This window comes from Ferrovibrio sp., from assembly GCF_046297595.1.
GTDB lineage: Bacteria > Pseudomonadota > Alphaproteobacteria > Ferrovibrionales > Ferrovibrionaceae > Ferrovibrio.
Genome location: NZ_JBKBHT010000009.1, coordinates 83,623 through 101,164, shown reverse-complemented (window position 1 = coordinate 101,164; position 17,542 = coordinate 83,623). Strand labels below are relative to the sequence as shown.

Below are 17,542 nucleotides of genomic sequence, written 5' to 3'. Positions count from 1 at the left end.
TCTAGAAGATAATCATCGTGCCGGCTCCGGTGCCCGGATATGCGCCGGCACCAAGTCATTCGTCGTCGCTGCAGTCCGTTGCAAGGCAACGCGGCAAACCGTGACACCGGGCTCCGCCTGGCTTTGCAGCACCACGAACTGCCCACCGGCGGCGCGGGCCACCGCACGATCGTATTCCATCATCCGCCAGCAGGCCGTCGTGGCGCCGCTGCCGCGCAGCGGGCAGCGCGTTTCGATGCGGGCATAGACGGTATCCCCGGCGATTCTCTCGACTGGGATCTGCCTGGCCGAGGGGAAGCTGCTCTGCCAGGCGCGGCCCAGCGCCTGCAGGTCGGCGGCGGGGCCGATCCGTTTGCGCCGGATGGCCAGGCTAGCCAGGGCTCGCGACCAGGCAAAGCTCAGGGGTTGCAGACCCGGCCGCCGCGCCAAAAAGGCCGAGACGGCGAGCATGGCGCCCATGAATTGGCGGGTGACGGTCTTCTGGATCGGCGACATGCGAAAGACATATGACAAAAAATGTCACATGTCAAATCATTAACGGCTGCGAATGGCCCGCATCAGGTTATCTATGGCGGCACTCGCCCGGTCCCGCCACGCCGTCTTGTCCAGGTCGGCGGCCAGACGCAGGTCATGAAACCGGGCCATCAGGTCGTCGATGGTCTGGGCCATGGCATCGGCAGGGTCGGCCCGGAATACCCCCGCCGCGCTGCCCTCGGCCAGCAGGCCGGCCAGGTGCCGGCGCACATGGGAGCGATGCTGCAGCAGGATCGCCTTAAGATTTTCAATAACTTCGTCAAGCACTTCGACCAGGCAGGCATCGGCCAGGTAACGCCGCGTGGCTTCGGCATCGGCCAGCAGAAAAGCCTGCAGGCGGGTAGCCGGACTGCGGCCGTGGTCGCGGGCGATCTCGGCCAGCCGGGTCTCGTCCTCGGCTAGCCAGCGCGTCGCCAGGGCGGCCACGATGGCGCGTTTGTTGGGGTAGTAGCGGTAGACCGCGGTGCGGGCGAGCCCGGCTTCGGCGGCGATATCCTCGATCCGGGTTCTCTTGCCGCCCATGCGCCGGAAGCAGACCAGGGCGGCATCCAGCAGGCGATCCTGCACGGTGCCGGTTTCGGCGGAATCCGGCCCGGCCGCGGCAGTTTGTGACACAGACCCTGATTTTGTCATCAGCGCGACCATACAGGATCGGGCCGGTTTCACGAAATCTTAAGTGAGACCGGGCATGCTGGTCCCGCGATTACAGTTGGTCACGGTCATAGTTTCCTCCCTGTTGGTTTTGACCTCGGCCGCCGGCCTGTCCGGCGGCCGTTTTTTGCGTGCCTGAAACAGATTGTTACATCTGCTTGACTTGAGTTCGGGCGGCATGGATTAATCGCCGCAGTTTCGAGGTTTGAGGCAGAAATTTTGGGTCGTCTCCTCCGCAAGGAAGAGGCGGCCCACTTTTTATGGCCGCCGCGGTTGCCTATGCTGGCCGCGATAACGGTCAGGGAGTGAACCAATGCTGGGGCCGAAATTCTTCCGGTTCGACACGCTCAGTCTGCATGCCGGCCAGCAGCCCGATCCAGCCACCGGCGCCCGCGCCGTGCCGATCTACCAGACCACCTCCTACGTTTTCCGCGATACCGATCATGCGGCGGCGTTGTTCAACCTGGAACGCGGCGGCCATATCTATTCGCGCATTTCCAATCCCACGGTGGCGGTACTGGAAGAGCGGCTGGCGGCACTTGAAGGCGGCGTCGGCGCGGTCTGCACCGCAAGTGGCCAGGCGGCCCTGCATCTGGCCATCGTCACCCTGATGGGGCAGGGCGGCCATATCGTCGCCTCGCGCAACATCTATGGCGGCAGCTACAACATCCTGGTCCATACCCTGCCGCGTTTCGGCATCACCACCACCTTCGTCGATCCGCGCGACCTGAAGGCCTGGCAGGCCGCGATCAGGCCGGAAACCCGGCTGGTCTTCGGCGAGATCCTCGGCAATCCGGGCCTGGAGGTGCTGGATGTACCGGCCGTGGCGAAGATCGCCCATGATGCCGGTCTGCCGCTGATGCTGGATTGCACTTTCGCCACGCCGTACCTGTTCCGCGGCTTCGAGCATGGTGCCGATCTGGTGATGCATTCGGCCACGAAATTCCTCGGCGGCCATGGCGTGGCCATCGGCGGCGCACTGATCGATTCCGGCCGCTTCGACTGGGAAGCCTCGGGCAAGTTCCCGACGCTCACCGAACCCTATGCCGGCTATCACGGCCTCGATTTCGCCGAGGAATTCGGCCCTGCCGCTTTCATCATGCGGGCGCGTGCCGAGGGCCTGCGCGATTTCGGTGCCTGCCTGTCGCCCACCAATGCCTTCCACCTGCTGCAGGGCGTGGAGACGCTGCATCTGCGCATGGCGCGCCACGTGGAAAACGCCCGCAAGGTAGCCGCGTTCCTGAAATCCCATCCGGCCGTGGAATGGGTCTCGTATCCCGATCTGCCCGAGCACCCGGACCACGAGCTGGCCAAGCGCCTGCTGCCCAAGGGCGCCGGCGCGATCTTCAGCTTCGGCGTGAAAGGCGGCCGCGAGGCCGGGCGCGCGCTGATCGAGACGCTGCAGATATTCTCGCATCTGGCCAATGTGGGCGATGCCAAGTCGCTGGTGATCCATCCGGCCAGCACCACGCACCAGCAGATGTCCGCTGCCGAACTGAAGGCTGCGGGCATCGGCGAGGAGCTGGTGCGCCTGTCCATCGGCCTGGAAGACCCGCAGGATCTGCTCGACGATCTGAACCAGGCCCTGCGTGCCGCGCAGAAAGCGGCCAAACCCGCTGCAGCGGAATAAGAAACAGGGGAAGCGTCACGATGTGGCTCGATGTAGCGGGCAAACGCATTTTTGCCGCCACCGGCGGCAAGCCATTCGATCCGGCCAAGCCAGCCGTGGTGTTCATCCATGGCAATGCCTGCGACCATACGGTCTGGGCGTTGCAGACGCGCTGGTTCGCCTATCACGGCTTCTCGGTGCTGGCGCTCGACCTGCCGGGCAATGGCCGCTCGGAAGGGCCGATGCTCGACAGCGTCGAGGCTTTTGCCGACTGGATGCCGAAACTGCTGGATGCCGCTGGAGTCAAGCAGGCGGCGCTGGTCGGCCATTCGATGGGCGCATTGATCGCGCTGGAGACGGCCTCGCGCCATCCTGACCGCGTGTCGAAAATCTCGCTGCTCGGCTTCGCCCTCCCGATGGCAGTCAACCCGGACCTGCAGGCTCTGGCCGACAGCGGCGATTACACGGTCGTCGAACTGATGAACGACTGGATGATTGCCAAAAAGAACCAGCTTGGCGGCAACCGCGTACCGGGCCTGTATCTGCTGGCCGACAGTATCCGGCTGGTCGACCGGGCACCGCGCGAAGTACTGGCCCTGGGTTTCCGGCTGTGTAACGCCTATCAGAACGGCAAGGCGGCCGTGGCTGCCATCGATTGCCCGGCGCAGATCCTGGCCGGCGAGCGCGACATCATGACGCCGCTGCGCGCCGCGCGCGGCTGGGCCAAGGAATTCAGGCAGGGGCGCATCGATGTGCTGCCCGCCTGCGGCCACATGATGATGGGCGAACGCCCGGATGAGACGCTGGACGCGCTCAAGAGCTTCATTGCCGGCTGACGCATGAGCAAGACTGCAGAACAGAGTAAACCCGGGCAGCGGCTGTATCTGATCACGCCGCCCGTTATCGAACCGAAGGCGTTTGCCGAAGACCTGAAGGCCGCTTTGGGCGGCGGCGACGTCGCCTGCCTGCAACTGCGCCTGAAGGATGGCGAGCAGACGGCGTCCGACAATGCGTTCCGTCGTGCGGCCGAGGCTTTGCTGCCGGTCTGCCACGCGCATGACGTGGCCCTGCTGATCAACGACCGGCCGGACCTTGCCATCAAGCTGGGAGCCGATGGCGTGCATGTGGGGCAGGAGGATGCCTCCTATGAAGAGGCGCGCCGCATTCTGGGACCCGACCGCATCGTCGGCGTCACCTGTCACAATTCGCGCCACCTGGCGATGGAGGCGGCCGAGGCCGGCGCCGATTACGTCGCCTTCGGGGCGTTTTTCCCGACCGACACCAAACAGCCCAAGACCCGGGCAGAACCGGAAATCCTGGCCTGGTGGTCGGAACTGATGGAGGTGCCCTGTGTGGCCATCGGCGGCATCACGGTGGAAAACTGCCCCCCGCTGATCGAGGCCGGAGCCGATTTCCTGGCGGTTTTGGCCGGGGTCTGGCGCCATCCCGAGGGGCCGGCGGCGGCCGTTGCGGCCTTCAACCGGGCGATTGCCAAGCATGGCCGGCGCTGATAGGGTCCGCCCCCTTTCCAGACGAGCTTAAAATCAATGGCCCTGCGATCCGCCCTGATCAATGCGATGGCGAACGCGGCGCGTAAAGCGCAGCGCAGCCTGATCCGCGATTTCAACGAAGTCGAACATCTCCAGGTCTCCAAGAAAGGCCCGGCGGATTTCGTCTCTGCCGCCGACCGCAAGGCGGAGAAGATCCTGCAGCAGGAACTGGCCAAGCTGCGGCCGGATTTCGGCTTCATCATGGAAGAAGGCGGCCGGATCGAGGCGAAGGACGGCAAGAGCTACTGGATCATCGATCCGCTGGACGGCACCACCAACTTCCTGCACGGGATTCCGCATTTCGCCATTTCGGTCGGCGTAAAGCGTGAAGATGAACTGATCGCCGGCATCGTGCTGGATGTGGTGCGCGACGAACTGTTCTGGGCCGAGAAAGGCGTCGGCGCCTATGTGAACGAGCGGCGCCTGCGCGTCTCCGCGCGGCGCAAGCTGACCGAGGCGGTGTTCGGCACCGGCATCCCGTTCCATGGCCGGCCCGGCCATGCCGCCTTCGTGAAGGACCTGACAACCATCATGCCGGAAGTGGCCGGCATCCGCCGCATGGGCGCGGCCGCGCTGGACCTGTGTTATGTCGCGGCGGGGCGGTTCGACGGCTTCTGGGAATCCGGCCTCTCGGCCTGGGACATGGCGGCCGGCATCGTGCTGGTGCGCGAAGCTGGCGGCATGGTCACCGATCTGGCCGGCGGCGACCAGATGCTGTCCACCGGCGGCATCGTTGCCGCCAACGATGTGCTGCATGCACCCCTGCGCAAGCTGCTGACCAAATAAGGCGCGCCGTGCGGCCCCGTGCCGCGCAACCCATTGAAATCCCGTATGTGATATATGGTCAGCCGGGTTGTCGGATTCGGCAGCCTCGGCTATCGTTTGCGGCAGAACGGGATCACCGGGGCAGGGGGAACATCGATGGCTGCCAGGCCGCTTACGCTATCGTTTGCCGCAGCGTCGCTGGCGCTTGTCCTTGCCGCGCCTGGCGCTCAGGCCCAGACCATGATCGGCAGCGGTAATGTCCAGATCAATCTGCAGGCGCTGGACCAGCTTGGCAGTGGAAATCCATTCGGCGTGAATGGTGCCGCTGCCGGCGGCGAGAGCCGCAAGCCGCTGCTGGGTGCCACAGGCCGTCCTGCGCCATCCAGGGCAGCGGCGGCGTCCGCCGCTTCTGGCCCCGTCCCCTTGCTGGGCGAAACCACCCCGTCGCGACCGGCGCCAGCCCGGCCGCGAGCGGCGAGTCCGTCCCGTCCGTCGGTTGCGGCAGCGCAGCCTGCCCCGAAGACCGATATGCCGAAGACCGATGTGCCAGCCGCCTCCGCGGCGACCGTACCTGCGGCCCCGGCCCCCGGCCTGTCTGAGTCCGGTACGGCAACCGCACCTTCCGCCATTCCCGCGCCGGCTGTCCCTGGTGCACCTCAGCCTGTCACGCCGGCCGCTCCAGTCGTTTCCGTGCCCGCCGTTCCCGCGCCCGCAGCCCCGGATGCTGCGCCGGCCACGGCGCCTGCCGCTCCGCCGTCAACGACGGCACCAGCGCCGGCAGCCGCGGCCACCACGCCAGCCCCACAGCAGACGCCGGCGCCCCAGCAGATGGCGACCGCCCCCGTGGCCCCAGCCACTCCGGCTCCGAATGCGGCGACCCAGCAAAGTGCCGTTGTGGCGCCGAAGCCTGCGCCTGCGGCGCAAGGCGGAATCGTGACTATTCCGTTTCAGCCCGACCAGGGTGAATTGCCGGCAGGCGATCTGGCAGCTCTGGACGGGCTGATCCGGCAATTCGCCGGCAACGAGGAGCGCCTGCAGGTCCGCGCCTATGCCGCCAACACCGTCGGCGATGGCGGCAGCGGCGCCCGTCGCCTGTCGCTCACCCGTGCCCTGGCCGTGCGGCAATACCTGATCGACAAGGGCATCCGCTCGACCCGGATCGATGTCCGCGCCCTCGGTGTTCCGACCGACGGCTCGGCGCCTGATCGCGTCGAGGTCGTACCACCGGGCCGCTGATCATCCAAGCTTCGGGTTGATCGGTCTCCATCGCTTAAGCGATGATTGGAGCCAGGGAAATTGATTCGCTTGCCTGTCTGCGCGACGGGTTTACCGCCGTGAAAATGCCGTATTCGCTCCTTACGGCAGAGACGGAAGGATGGACCGCATGACCAAGCCTGGCCGTTTTCTGTTTCGCATGATCGCATTCCTCATCGCAGTCGGCGCGGTGATCGCGGTTCTGCATGCGGCGCTGCTGCGCGCCTTCATGGCCAATCCGGCACTGAACGGCCTGATCGCCGCGGTTCTGGTGATCGGCATTCTTTATGCCTTCCGCCAGGTCTGGATCGTCGGCCAGGAAGTGAACTGGGTCGAGGCGTGGCAGAAAGCGCAGCGCGGTGCGGCTGCCGGTGCGGTCGGCGAACCCTCTACGCTGCTCGGGCCGCTGGCGCGCATGCTGGCCAATCGCGGGCCGCGGGGCTCGCTGTCGGCCGCCGCCACGCGGGCACTGCTTGATTCCGTCGGTTCGCGACTGGATGAAGCGCGCGACATCTCGCGCTATTTCATCGGCCTGATGGTGTTCCTCGGCCTGCTTGGCACCTTCTGGGGCCTGCTCGAAACCATCACCGGCGTCAGCGACACCATCAACGCCCTGTCGCTGAACAGCAATGACGACATCAACGTGCTGTTCTCCAAGCTCAAGGGCGGTCTGGAGACACCGCTGGCCGGCATGGGACTGGCATTCTCGACCTCGCTCATGGGTTTGGCCGGTTCTCTGATCCTCGGTTTCCTCGACCTGCAGGCCGGTCAGGCGCAAAACCGCTTTTACAACGACCTCGAAGAATGGCTGGCTAGCTTCACCCGTGTGGGCGGCGGGGCCGTGTCGGATGGCGACCAGTCGGTGCCGGCCTATGTGCAGGCCCTGCTGGAGCAGACGGCGGACAGCCTCGATAACCTGCAGCGCACCATGGCGCGCGGTGAGGAGAACCGCAGCCAGAGCGGCGCCGCGCTGATGCAGTTGAACGAAAAGCTGAGCCTGTTAACCGAGCAGATGCGCGCCGAACAGGGACTGCTGCTGAAGCTCACGGAACACCAGATCGAAATGAAGCCGATCATGGCCAAGCTGGCGCAGAATGCGGAAAGCGGCAGTTTCGATGCCGCCAGCCGTGGGCACTTGCGCAACATCGACATCCTGCTGAACCGCCTGCTCGACGACGCCGCCCAGGGGCGGGCCAAACTGGTCGACGACATGCGCGCCGAGATCAAGCTGCTGTCGCGCACCATCGCGGCCATGGCGGATGCGCCGCGGCGGCAGGGCTGATCCATCATGGCGCTGAGCCGCCGGCGTAACGACCATCAGAGTGCCGGAGCATGGCCCGGCTATGTCGACGTGCTGTCGACACTGCTGATGGTTGTCGTTTTCGTTCTCGCGGTATTCATCCTGGTGCAGTTCTTCCTCGCCAATGCGATTTCGGGCCGCGACAAGGCCATTGATGCCTTGCGCAGCGAACTGGCCGGGCTGGTCGAGCAATTGTCGCTGGAAAAAAGCAGCAACGCCAAGCTGCAGCTCGACCTCTCCAATCTGCAGGCGACGCTGAGCAGTGTGAATGCCGAACGAGACCAGCTGGCAGCCGTGCTGGCCGAAAGCCAGGCCCGGGCCGACGAGACCGAGAAGAATCTTGCGCAGCAGCAACAGATCATCGTCGACCTGCAGGGCAAGCTGGTCTCCAGCAGCAGCCAACTGGATCAGGAGAAGCGGCTGACCGCCGAGGCGCGCAGCCAGATCGATCTGCTCAATCGCCAGCTTGCGGCATTGCGGGAACAGATGGCGCAGATCGAACGCATCCTCAAAGAGAGTGAAGACAAGGACAAGGCCAATCAGGCGCAGATCAGCGATCTGGGCAAGCGGCTGAACGCGGCGCTGGCCCGCAAGGTCGACGAACTGGTGAATTACCGTTCGGAGTTTTTCGGCCGCCTGCGGCAGGCGCTGGGCAATCGCCGCGACATCCAGATCGTGGGCGACCGCTTCGTGTTTCAGTCGGAAGTGCTGTTCGACTCGGCCTCGGCCGAACTCAAACCCGAAGGCCGCGAGCAGATCGCCAAGCTGGCCAAGACCCTGATCGAGATCAGCAGCAAAATCCCGAGCGACCTGCCCTGGGTGCTGCGCGTGGACGGCCATACCGACAAGCTGCCGATCAGCACGCCGCAATTCCCCTCGAATTGGGAGCTTTCCTCGGCGCGCGCCATCTCGGTGGTGAAGTTCCTGGCCAGTCAGGGCGTGCCGGTGGAGCGTTTGGCTGCCACGGGCTTCGGCGAGTTTCAGCCGCTGGATGCGCGCGACGACCAGATCGCTTATCGTCGCAACCGCCGTATCGAACTCAAGCTCACCGAACGCTGAATGTTCGAGGAAGCCTTCCTGAAGGTCGGAGAGCGGCTCGGAAGCTTGCAGGCCCGTGTCGTCGCTGCCCTGGTGCTCAGCAGTGTCGTTTTCATGCTGCTGGTTGCGACGGCTGCCTATGCTTGGTTCAATCCGCTGGCATTGTGCCGGCAGCAAAGCAGCAGCCTGTTCTTCGGTACGGCCATCGCCGATCAGGGCAGGGTCGAGGCGGCAGACTGGGACCGCTTCGTCGATGAAGTGATCGTTCCGCGTTTCCCGGACGGGTTCACATTGCTGGCCGGCCAGGGTGCCTGGCGCTCATCCCGAACTGGCGCGGCTGTGCGCGAAGACAGCCATATCCTGCTGGTGCTGCATGAAGGTGATGGCGAATCCGATCAGGCGCTGGATGCCATTGCAGCCGAGTATAAGACGCGATTCCGGCAGGAGAGCGTGCTGCGCGCCGATCAATGCGCGCGTTACCGCTTCTGAATTATTACGGTGCCTAATTTACGTCTTTGAACTGGTTTGGATCGAGTTGGCAGTCCAGCAGGCTGGACTGGAATACCGCACCGATCAGCAATCGCCCCTGGTGGTGGACCGCAACGCTGGCGCCCGATAGCAGGGTGCCAGGATCGGCAAAGACTTCCTGCATCCGCGTGGCGCCGCGATTGTCTCGACTGATGCGCAGCACCTTGCCGGGGCTTTCCTTCTCAGCATTCATGGCGTGGCCGATGAAGGCGAAAGCGTTGGGATGGCCGGCAACCCAGAGATCGCCATTGGCGTCGCGACGGATGTTGTCGGGGCCAAATGGCAGCGGCAGGCTGCCGGTCCGCAGTAGCATGCCGCTGGACGGATCGCGCGCATAGGTCATCAGCATGCGCCATAGTGTGGAGGCGGTCAGCAGCGTGCCGCCATCGGCGGAAAGTTCCACGCCATTGGCGAAGGCGATGTCTTCCGCCACCACGCGGACGAAGCGGCCATCGTGATAGACCACGGTCGAACGGCTGAGCTGCAGCAGGTTTTCCACCATATGCATCCAGCCCGGTCCGCTGCCGCGGTCATTAGTAAGATAGAAGGCCTCGGGCCCAACCGCCGCGATGCCGTTGGGATGCACGAACAGATCGCTGCTCACGCTGCCGCGATGGCGCACCGTGGGCGTGCCGTCGGCAGCCAGTTGCAGCAGGAAGATTTCCACCGTGTGGCGTTTGGCGTCGCGGTGATTGATCACCTGCAGGAAAACCTGGCCGTCGGGCGCGGCGAACAGGCTCATGCCGTGGGGATGGAAAGGCAGGTTCGGCGGGAGGGCGATCGGTGTGAAGCGACCTGGCCGGCTGGTCATGTCATAGAGATACAGGCCGCCCTGGGCCGCGCGGTCGCGCCGGTCCTGGCTCGAGATGATGGCCGCATGGCCGCCGGGCAGGATCGCCATGTCTTCCGGGCCGGGTGGCGCGGTTACCGCGATGCACTGCCCGGCTACGAAAGGTTCGACATCACGGTAAGCGCCGCCAAGCCAGATCGTGTAGCCGACGTAAGCGATCAGCGCGATGAGGATGAAGCGCCACCAGAAGCGCATCAGGCCGCGTTGCAGCGGTTTGTCCGTGCGGCGGCTACGCGGCGGCATTGGCCGGTCCCGACATGAATTGCAGGCGGGCGAGACGGGCATAGAGGCCGTCTTCCGCCATCAGGCTGTCGTGCCGGCCGGCGGCGACGATGCGGCCCTGGTCCATCACCACGATGCGGTCGGCCTTCTGCACGGTGGCGAGGCGGTGCGCGATCACCAGGGTCGTGCGGCCCTGCATCAGGCGTTCCAGCGCGCTCTGCACCTTGCCTTCCGATTCCGCGTCCAGCGAGGATGTCGCCTCGTCGAGCAGCAGCACAGGCGGGTCGCGCAGCAGGGCGCGTGCAATGGCGATGCGCTGGCGCTGGCCGCCGGAGAGGCGCACGCCGCGCTCGCCCAGATAGGTGTCGTAGCCTTGCGGCAGCGCCTGGATGAAGCCATGGGCGGCGGCCGCTTCGGCGGCGGCGCGGATTTCGGCGTCGCTCGCCTCGGGGCGGCCGTAACGGATATTCTCGGCCACGCTGGCGCCGAAGATTACCGGTTCCTGTGCCACCAGACCGATATGGCGTCGCAGCGCCACGGGGTCGAGACGCGCGATGTCGATACCGTCGAACAGGATGCGGCCGGCATCGGGATCGTAGAAACGCAGCAGAAGCTGGAACAGGGTGGTCTTGCCGGCACCGGAAGGGCCGACGATGGCGACTGTCTCGCCGGCTGCGATGTCGAGGCTCAAGCCATCGACGGCCGGCGTCTGCGGTCGGGCCGGATAATGGAACCGCACGGCATCGAATTGCAGGCTGCCGGATGGCGGATTGGCGATCTGTTCCGGATTGTCGGGCGTCTTGACTGTTGGCTCGGTGGCGAGCAGTTGCATCAGGCGCTCGGTGGCGCCGGCGGCGCGCTGCACATCGCCCCAGATTTCCGACAAGGCACCCACCGAAGAAGCACCGATCACCGCATAGAAGACGAAAGCCGACAATTCGCCGGCCGACATCTCGCCGGCAAACACTGCCTTGCCGCCGATCCACATCACGGCATTGACCGCGCCGAAGACCAGCAGCATGACAAGGGCCGTGAGCCAGGCTCGGGCGCGGATGCGGCGCACGGCGCTGCCAAAGGCGGCCTCGGCATTGGCGGCGAAACGGGTGGCTTCGCGCGTTTCGTATGTATAGGCCTGTACCGTGGTGATGGCGTTCAGCGTTTCGCCAGCCTGGGCCGAGAGGTCGGCGATGCGGTCCTGGCTTTCACGCGACAGCCGCCGCAATCGCCGGCCCAGGATTATGATGGGCAACACCACGAGCGGAATCACCAGGGCAACCAGCAGCGTCAGCCGTGGCGAGGTCACCACCAGCAGGGCGGCGCTGCCGAAAAAGAGGAGCAAGTTGCGCAGCGCGACCGAAACCGAGGAGCCGATCAATGCCTGGATCAGTTCGGTGTCGGTGGTGAGGCGGGACAGGACCTCGCCGGTGCGGGTGGTTTCAAAGAAGGCCGGACTGAGTTTCAACACATGGGCATAGAGCGTGCGGCGGATATCGGCCACCACACGTTCACCCAGCCAGGTGACGCAGTAGAAGCGCGCGAAGGTGGCCACTGCCAGCACAGCGACGACACCGAACAGCGCGCCGAAATACAGGTCCAGGTATGCGCCGGTGCTGTCGCCGAAGCCGACATCGATCACGCGACGGATGGCCTGCCCGATGCCCAGCACGGCGCCAGCGGCAACCACCAGCGCCAGGGTCGCGCCCACCACCATCCAGCGATAGGGCGCAACGAAACCGATGATCCGGCGCAGGGAATTCAGGGACGGGCGTTTATGGTCTGAGGCGGCGGTGTCGGACATCGTTTCGGCGAAAGAATGAAGAGAGGCCGGTTATAGCTCCCGCACCCCTGTGTCACAACGCGACAGGTCGATGTAGAGGCATTCCAGTCTGCATGCTAGTGTATGTACTTCTTATGATCGACTATATTTCGCTTTATGTTCTTTAACTGCATGTATAGGAATCAAATGATTGAAGAGGCGGTGCGAGGGTGCCATGTGGCGGTTCGTTGTTATGGTCGGTGTGGCGTTGTTTTGCGCAAACTGCCGCAGCGTGGCGACGGCGCCACCGGTTATAGAGGCCAGGGCGGTGACCCAGGCCGATGGCACCGTGATAGAGCCCGCAAAGGCCCATGGCGGCATTCAGCCCGATATGCGCCCGATCGGATTCAGCCGGGTGCAAACAACGGTGCCGCGTGGCGCAGTGATTGGCGAGGCCAGGTTCAAGCCGCTGACCTGCTACTACAACAGCAAGCTGCACTATGACAGCGATCGCAAATTGCTGAATGCCGTTGCCTATAACGATATATTTTATCGGGTATTTGACGGGCATGGCTATCGCGTTGTCGGCAACCCGAACGCGCTGTTCGAAACCAGCCAGCGCGATCAGCCCGATTTCCTCGCCGGTGCCAACATCAGCAATATCAGTGGCGATTTCTGTCGGCATGTCGATTCGTGGTCCGGCGTGCCTGATGGCAACCTATCCGGCACGCTACGCGTAACCGTCAACTGGCAGATTTACGATCCGCTGCGCCGTCAGGTCGTGTGGCAGAGGGATGTCGAGGGCGTGTTCGAAAGCAAGTCTCCTTTGCCCGGCGACTACGATCTGTTCGTGCAGCATGCCTTCGCCGATACCGCCAACAAGGTGGCGGCCGATGCGAGTTTGCGCGCCATAGTGTCGCAGAATCCACTGCGCGAGGCGGCGGCAGGCAGTACGGGAGTTCCAGCGCCCCGGCGCCCACTGCTGCGCCAGTCATTATCGGCGCAGCCGATCGACAGGCATATCGATCAAGTTCGCGCCGCGACGGTGCTCATCGAAGTGGGCGAAGGCTCGCATGGCTCCGGGTTCCTGGTTTCCGAAGACGGTCTGGTGCTGACCAACCAGCATGTGGTGGGCGGCCAGCGCTTTGTCCGGGTTCGGCTGGTATCTGGCCGCACGCTCATCGGCGAAGTGCTGCGTCGGCATGAAGCGCGGGATGTCGCCCTGCTCAAACTGGAGGGCAGCGGCTATCCGACGCTGCCGATCCGTGAAAGTCCCGTCCGGGTCGCCGAGGAAGTTTATGCGATCGGGGCGCCGCAGATGACCTCCCTGGCCTGGACCGTGACTCGCGGCGTGGTCAGTGCCTGGCGGCCGGCTCGACCGCCGGGCCAGCCCTACGAACTGATCCAGGCCGATGTTCCCATCCATGGCGGCAATAGCGGCGGCCCTTTGCTTGATCGGCAGGGGAATGCGGTTGGTATTGCAGTCATCGGCTGGGCTTCGGATAGCAGCCTGCGGAATACCAGTCTGAACGGGTTCATCCCGATCCTGGACGGACTCGACAAGCTGGGGCTGGATTTGACCGATCCTGCCCCCTACGAGCGTTGGCGACGGGGGCTGGCGCAGAATTAGTATTTCTAATCAATGGTTTGTAGGCCAGCTGCCCGATCATGGTTTCCGCCCTTGCGGGGCCGGGCGGTTCTGGCTATAACCCCCGCCCATTGAGGATTTTTTCGGGCTTCTGGCGGGCAATCCCCCAGGCTGGCCCAGGAGAGCAGTCATGAAGGCCGATATCCATCCGGATTATCACGAGATCAAGGTGCAGATGACCGACGGGACCGTCTATACGACCCGTTCGACCTGGGGCAAGCCCGGCGACACCATGATGCTCGATATCGACTCGAGCTCCCATCCGGCCTGGACCGGTGGTCCGGCCCGCCTGAACGAATCGGGTGGCCAGGTGGCCAAGTTCAAGAAGCGCTTCGGCAGCTTCGGCCTGAAGAAGTAAATCGCAGACGGATTATTCGCCGGGGCATACCCGGCGGCAACAAGCGGCCCTTTCGGGCCGCTTTTTTGTTGCCCGGCTTGATTGCGCTGTATCCGAACAGGCCTCATCCTTCCTTAACGAAGCCGCTGCTATGCCAGTCAGGCTGATACAGCGCGCATAAAGGCAATGAGAACCGCGCCGATGGCCCAGGTCTATCAATCCGCCTCGATCAAGCTCGGCAACGAGATCATCACGGTCATTTACGTATCCTATTCCGCCATCGCGACCGACGAGATGGCCGCGCGCTCCCTAGCCGCGATGAAGCCGTTGTTCAAGAATTCCACCCTGGTCCTGGCCGCCCAAGGTATCAACCTGGCGCCGGAATTCGTCGGTCCCAAACATGTGGTCGACATCCTGCGCGGTCGCGCGCTGACCGAGTTCAAGTGGTATCCGATCACGGTCGGATGACCTCCGGACTGACTGCGGAGGGCCGAGGTTAATCGCCCTCTTGAAGCCGGCTTTTCCGCTTCCTACATCCCTGTCATACCGGGCGCCCATGCGGGCCCGGCAATCACGGCGATCCGGCAATGTTGCGGATCGTGAACCGGATGCATCGCTTTAAGGAGGATGACACCATGCGTGCTTTTGACTTTGCCCCGCTGCTGCGGTCCAGCATTGGCTTCGACCATGTGAACCGACTGTTTGAACTGGCCAACCGCGCCGAAGAGGCCGTGCCCGGCTACCCGCCCTACAACATCGAGAAACGTGGCGAAGACGCCTACCGCATTACCATGGCGGTGGCCGGCTTCAAGCCCGAGGAACTCGAGGTGACGGTGAAGGAAAACAGCCTGCTGGTCACCGGCAAGGCGGTCGAGCAGCCCGTCGATGGCGAAGTGACCTATCTGCATCGCGGCATTGCCCGCCGTGCCTTCGAGCGCCGCTTCGAGCTGGCCGATACGGTCAAGGTGGTCGGTGCCGAGCTGAATGACGGCCTGCTGCATATCGCGCTGAAGCGCGAGGTGCCGGAAGCCAAGAAGCCGCGCCAGATCCCGATCAACGCCAATGCCGTCGGCGCCACCGTGATCGACGCTCAACCCAAGGCCGCGTAAGCGCCGCCTCAAATCTTGAAACAAAAACGGCCCCGGCATCGCTGCCGGGGCCGTCTGTTTTTGCGGTTCAGGCGGGATCAGGCCGCCTTGAATTCCTGCTCCAGCTTCGGGTCGTATTTGCCCACGGCGGCCAGGCCGTTCAGTCTGGCGCGATGCAGGTAACCCTTCTGCGCGTTCGCCACATTGGCGGCCTTGCCGCCCCACAGCTTCAGCGGCAGGGCCTGCAGGGCGCGGCCGTAGGAGAAGGTCAGCTTCCAGGGCAGGTTCGGATGGCGCGCGTTCATGGCACCCAGATGGGCCGAAGCATCCTCGTCCGACTGGCCGCCCGAGAGGAAGGCGATGCCCGGCACGGCGGCCGGCACGCAGCGCAGCAGCACCTTCACGGTGGCGTCGGCCACTTCATCCACGCTGGCGCGCACCTTGGCCTGCTCGCCCTGGATCACCATGTTCGGTTTCAGGATCATGCCTTCGAAGGCCACGTTATGCAGGGCCAGCTGCTCGAACACCGTGTGCAGGGTGCGTTCGGTGGCGGCATAGCTGGTGGCCAGGTCGTGCCCGCCATCCATCAGGATTTCCGGCTCGACGATCGGCACGATGTTGGCGGCCTGGCAGATGCCGGCATAACGGGCCAGCGCCTCGGCATTGGCAACCAGGCACTGGCGGCTCGGCTTGCCGGTGGCGGCGTCGATGCTCAGCACCGCGCGCCACTTGGCGAAGCGGGCGCCCAACTGGTGGTATTCGGCCATGCGCTTGGCCAGGCCATCGAGGCCTTCGGTGATCTTCTCGCCGTCGCTGCCCGGCAGGGCCTGCACGCCCTTGTCGACCTTGATGCCCGGGATGATGCCGCGCTTGTTCAGGATGTCGACCAGCGGCGTGCCGTCCTTGGCCTTCTGGCGCAGGGTTTCGTCATAGAGGATGACACCGGAGATATACTGCTCGGCGCCCGCGGCGGTGAACAGCATCTCGCGGTAGTCGCGGCGGTTCTCCTCGGTGGAGGTAACGCTGATGCTGGCAAAGCGCTTCTCGATGGTGCCGGTGCTTTCGTCGGCGGCCAGGATGCCCTTGCCGGTGGCGACCATGCCCTTGGCGATCTTGTTGAGTTCGGTGAGGTTCATTTCGTCAGCTCCCAAAAGCTTCTGTCGTTTTCCCCGATGCCGGGGGAGTCTAGCACGTGGTTATTTTGCCGCCAGCGCGGCCACGCCCGGCAGTTCCTTGCCTTCCAGCCATTCCAGGAAGGCGCCGCCGGCGGTCGAGACATAGGAGAATTCCTCCGCCACGCCGGCATGACGCAGGGCGGCCACGGTGTCGCCGCCGCCGGCCACGCTGAGCAGCCGGCCCGAGGCGGTCAGCGCCGCGGCGGTACGCGCCACGGTTACGGTGCCGGCATCGAAGGGCGGTGTCTCGAAGGCGCCGAGCGGGCCGTTCCAGACCAGGGTTTTGCAATCGGCCAGGATGGTGCCCAGGCGGGCGGCCGCCACCGGGCCGATATCCAGGATCATCTGGTCGGCCGGAACGCGGTCCGCCGGCACCACCTTACTGGGCGCGCCGGGCCTGAACTCGCGGGCAACCACCACATCATCGGGCAGGATCACGGCGCAGCCACGCGCGACCGCGTCGCGCAGGATGTCGCGTGCGGTGTCGGCCATGTTCTTTTCGCACAGGCTTTTGCCCACCTCGCGGCCCTGGGCGAACAGGAAGGTGTTCGCCATGCCACCGCCGATGATGATCTTGTCGACCTTGCCCAGCAGGTTGCCCAGCAGTTCCAGCTTGGTCGACACCTTGGCGCCGCCGATCACGGCCGCCACCGGCTTCTCGGGCGCTACAAGGGCGGCTTCGAGATGCTTCAGTTCCACTTCCATGTTGCGGCCGGCATAGGCCGGCAGCAGATGCGCCAGCGCCTCGGTCGAGACATGGGCGCGATGGGCGCAGGAAAAGGCGTCGTTGACATATATCTCGCCCAGCGCAGCCATCGATTTGGCAAACGCGCTGTCGTTCTTCTCCTCCGCCGCATGGAAACGGGTGTTTTCCAGCAGCACGACGCCGCCGGGCTTCAGCTTGTCGATCACGGCCTTGGCGTTGTCGCCGATGCAGTCCTCGGCGAAGCCGACCGGTGCGCCCAATGCGGTGGCCAGGGCGGCAGCCACCGGTTTGAGCGACATGTCCGGCACCGGCTTGCCATCCGGGCGGCCGAAATGCGACAGCACAACCACCTTGGCACCCTTGCGCGACAGTTCATGCAGGGTGGGCAGGATGCGGCTGATGCGCAGATCGTCGGTGATCCGGCCGTCCTTCATCGGGACGTTCAGATCGACGCGGGTCAGTACCGTCTTGCCGGCGACGTCGACGTCGTCAAGCGTGCGGAAACGGGCCATGGTTGCAGGCTCCTCGCGT

General features: G+C 64.6%; 18 protein-coding genes. 12 read left to right on the top strand and 6 right to left on the bottom strand.

The window, feature by feature from the left end; genetic code table 11:
- Positions 1 to 12: 12 nt before the first annotated feature.
- Complete coding sequence (locus tag ACK4FJ_RS18895) at positions 13 to 495, bottom strand: hypothetical protein (RefSeq protein ID WP_409768290.1); 483 nt, start codon at positions 493 to 495, stop codon at positions 13 to 15.
- Between the two features lie 39 nt (positions 496 to 534).
- On the bottom strand, positions 535 to 1,149 hold the full coding sequence (locus tag ACK4FJ_RS18890) for a TetR/AcrR family transcriptional regulator (RefSeq protein ID WP_409768289.1): 615 nt from the start codon (positions 1,147 to 1,149) through the stop codon (positions 535 to 537).
- A gap of 349 nt (positions 1,150 to 1,498) precedes the next feature.
- On the opposite strand from ACK4FJ_RS18890, the gene ACK4FJ_RS18885 reads away from it, so the two are divergent.
- From ACK4FJ_RS18885 to ACK4FJ_RS18850, 8 genes are all read left to right on the top strand, one after another.
- On the top strand, positions 1,499 to 2,815 hold the full coding sequence (locus ACK4FJ_RS18885; RefSeq protein WP_409768288.1) for an O-acetylhomoserine aminocarboxypropyltransferase: 1,317 nt from the start codon (positions 1,499 to 1,501) through the stop codon (positions 2,813 to 2,815).
- A gap of 20 nt (positions 2,816 to 2,835) precedes the next feature.
- On the top strand, positions 2,836 to 3,630 hold the full coding sequence (locus ACK4FJ_RS18880; protein ID WP_409768287.1) for an alpha/beta fold hydrolase: 795 nt from the start codon (positions 2,836 to 2,838) through the stop codon (positions 3,628 to 3,630).
- 3 nt (positions 3,631 to 3,633) lie between these two features.
- The gene (gene thiE / locus ACK4FJ_RS18875; RefSeq protein ID WP_409768286.1) at positions 3,634 to 4,305 is read left to right on the top strand and encodes a thiamine phosphate synthase; all 672 of its coding nucleotides are present in this window, start codon (positions 3,634 to 3,636) and stop codon (positions 4,303 to 4,305) included.
- Positions 4,306 to 4,341: 36 nt separating this feature from the next.
- Positions 4,342 to 5,130 carry an inositol monophosphatase family protein gene (locus ACK4FJ_RS18870; RefSeq protein ID WP_409768285.1) on the top strand — a complete coding sequence of 263 codons (789 nt, stop codon included), beginning with the start codon at positions 4,342 to 4,344 and terminating at the stop codon, positions 5,128 to 5,130.
- Between the two features lie 912 nt (positions 5,131 to 6,042).
- Entirely contained in the window at positions 6,043 to 6,345 is a 303-nt protein-coding gene (locus ACK4FJ_RS18865) for an OmpA family protein (RefSeq protein WP_409768284.1), read from the top strand.
- 148 nt (positions 6,346 to 6,493) lie between these two features.
- On the top strand, positions 6,494 to 7,645 hold the full coding sequence (locus tag ACK4FJ_RS18860; RefSeq protein WP_409768283.1) for a flagellar motor protein MotA: 1,152 nt from the start codon (positions 6,494 to 6,496) through the stop codon (positions 7,643 to 7,645).
- A gap of 6 nt (positions 7,646 to 7,651) precedes the next feature.
- Positions 7,652 to 8,722, top strand: a complete 1,071-nt coding sequence (locus ACK4FJ_RS18855; RefSeq protein WP_409768282.1) for a peptidoglycan -binding protein — start codon at positions 7,652 to 7,654, stop codon at positions 8,720 to 8,722.
- On the top strand, positions 8,723 to 9,190 hold the full coding sequence (locus ACK4FJ_RS18850; protein ID WP_409768281.1) for a DUF3574 domain-containing protein: 468 nt from the start codon (positions 8,723 to 8,725) through the stop codon (positions 9,188 to 9,190).
- A gap of 13 nt (positions 9,191 to 9,203) precedes the next feature.
- Here the strand turns inward: ACK4FJ_RS18850 and ACK4FJ_RS18845 are convergent, their stop codons facing one another.
- The gene (locus tag ACK4FJ_RS18845) at positions 9,204 to 10,322 is read right to left on the bottom strand and encodes an SMP-30/gluconolactonase/LRE family protein (protein ID WP_409768280.1); all 1,119 of its coding nucleotides are present in this window, start codon (positions 10,320 to 10,322) and stop codon (positions 9,204 to 9,206) included.
- On the bottom strand, positions 10,309 to 12,099 hold the full coding sequence (locus ACK4FJ_RS18840) for an ABC transporter transmembrane domain-containing protein (RefSeq protein WP_409768279.1): 1,791 nt from the start codon (positions 12,097 to 12,099) through the stop codon (positions 10,309 to 10,311). The genes ACK4FJ_RS18845 and ACK4FJ_RS18840 overlap by 14 nt, the downstream gene beginning before the upstream one ends.
- Positions 12,100 to 12,292: 193 nt before the next feature.
- Here ACK4FJ_RS18840 and ACK4FJ_RS18835 point away from each other — a divergent pair, with 193 nt between their 5' ends.
- From ACK4FJ_RS18835 to ACK4FJ_RS18820, 4 genes are all read left to right on the top strand, one after another.
- Positions 12,293 to 13,687, top strand: a complete 1,395-nt coding sequence (locus ACK4FJ_RS18835) for a S1C family serine protease (protein WP_409768278.1) — start codon at positions 12,293 to 12,295, stop codon at positions 13,685 to 13,687.
- Between the two features lie 148 nt (positions 13,688 to 13,835).
- Positions 13,836 to 14,063, top strand: coding sequence for a 50S ribosomal protein L31 (gene rpmE / locus ACK4FJ_RS18830; RefSeq protein ID WP_409768277.1), 228 nt, complete (start codon positions 13,836 to 13,838; stop codon positions 14,061 to 14,063).
- Between the two features lie 165 nt (positions 14,064 to 14,228).
- Positions 14,229 to 14,510 carry a hypothetical protein gene (locus ACK4FJ_RS18825; protein ID WP_409768276.1) on the top strand — a complete coding sequence of 94 codons (282 nt, stop codon included), beginning with the start codon at positions 14,229 to 14,231 and terminating at the stop codon, positions 14,508 to 14,510.
- Positions 14,511 to 14,677: 167 nt separating this feature from the next.
- A complete protein-coding gene (locus ACK4FJ_RS18820) occupies positions 14,678 to 15,151 on the top strand; it encodes an Hsp20 family protein (protein WP_409768275.1) in 474 nt (157 codons plus the stop codon).
- 77 nt (positions 15,152 to 15,228) lie between these two features.
- On the opposite strand, the gene ACK4FJ_RS18815 is transcribed toward ACK4FJ_RS18820, so the two are convergent.
- Positions 15,229 to 16,266: a class I fructose-bisphosphate aldolase gene (locus ACK4FJ_RS18815; RefSeq protein WP_409768274.1), complete on the bottom strand. Its 1,038-nt coding sequence runs from the start codon at positions 16,264 to 16,266 to the stop codon at positions 15,229 to 15,231.
- Between the two features lie 60 nt (positions 16,267 to 16,326).
- Positions 16,327 to 17,523, bottom strand: coding sequence for a phosphoglycerate kinase (locus tag ACK4FJ_RS18810; protein ID WP_409768273.1), 1,197 nt, complete (start codon positions 17,521 to 17,523; stop codon positions 16,327 to 16,329).
- Between the last annotated feature and the right edge of the window lie 19 nt (positions 17,524 to 17,542).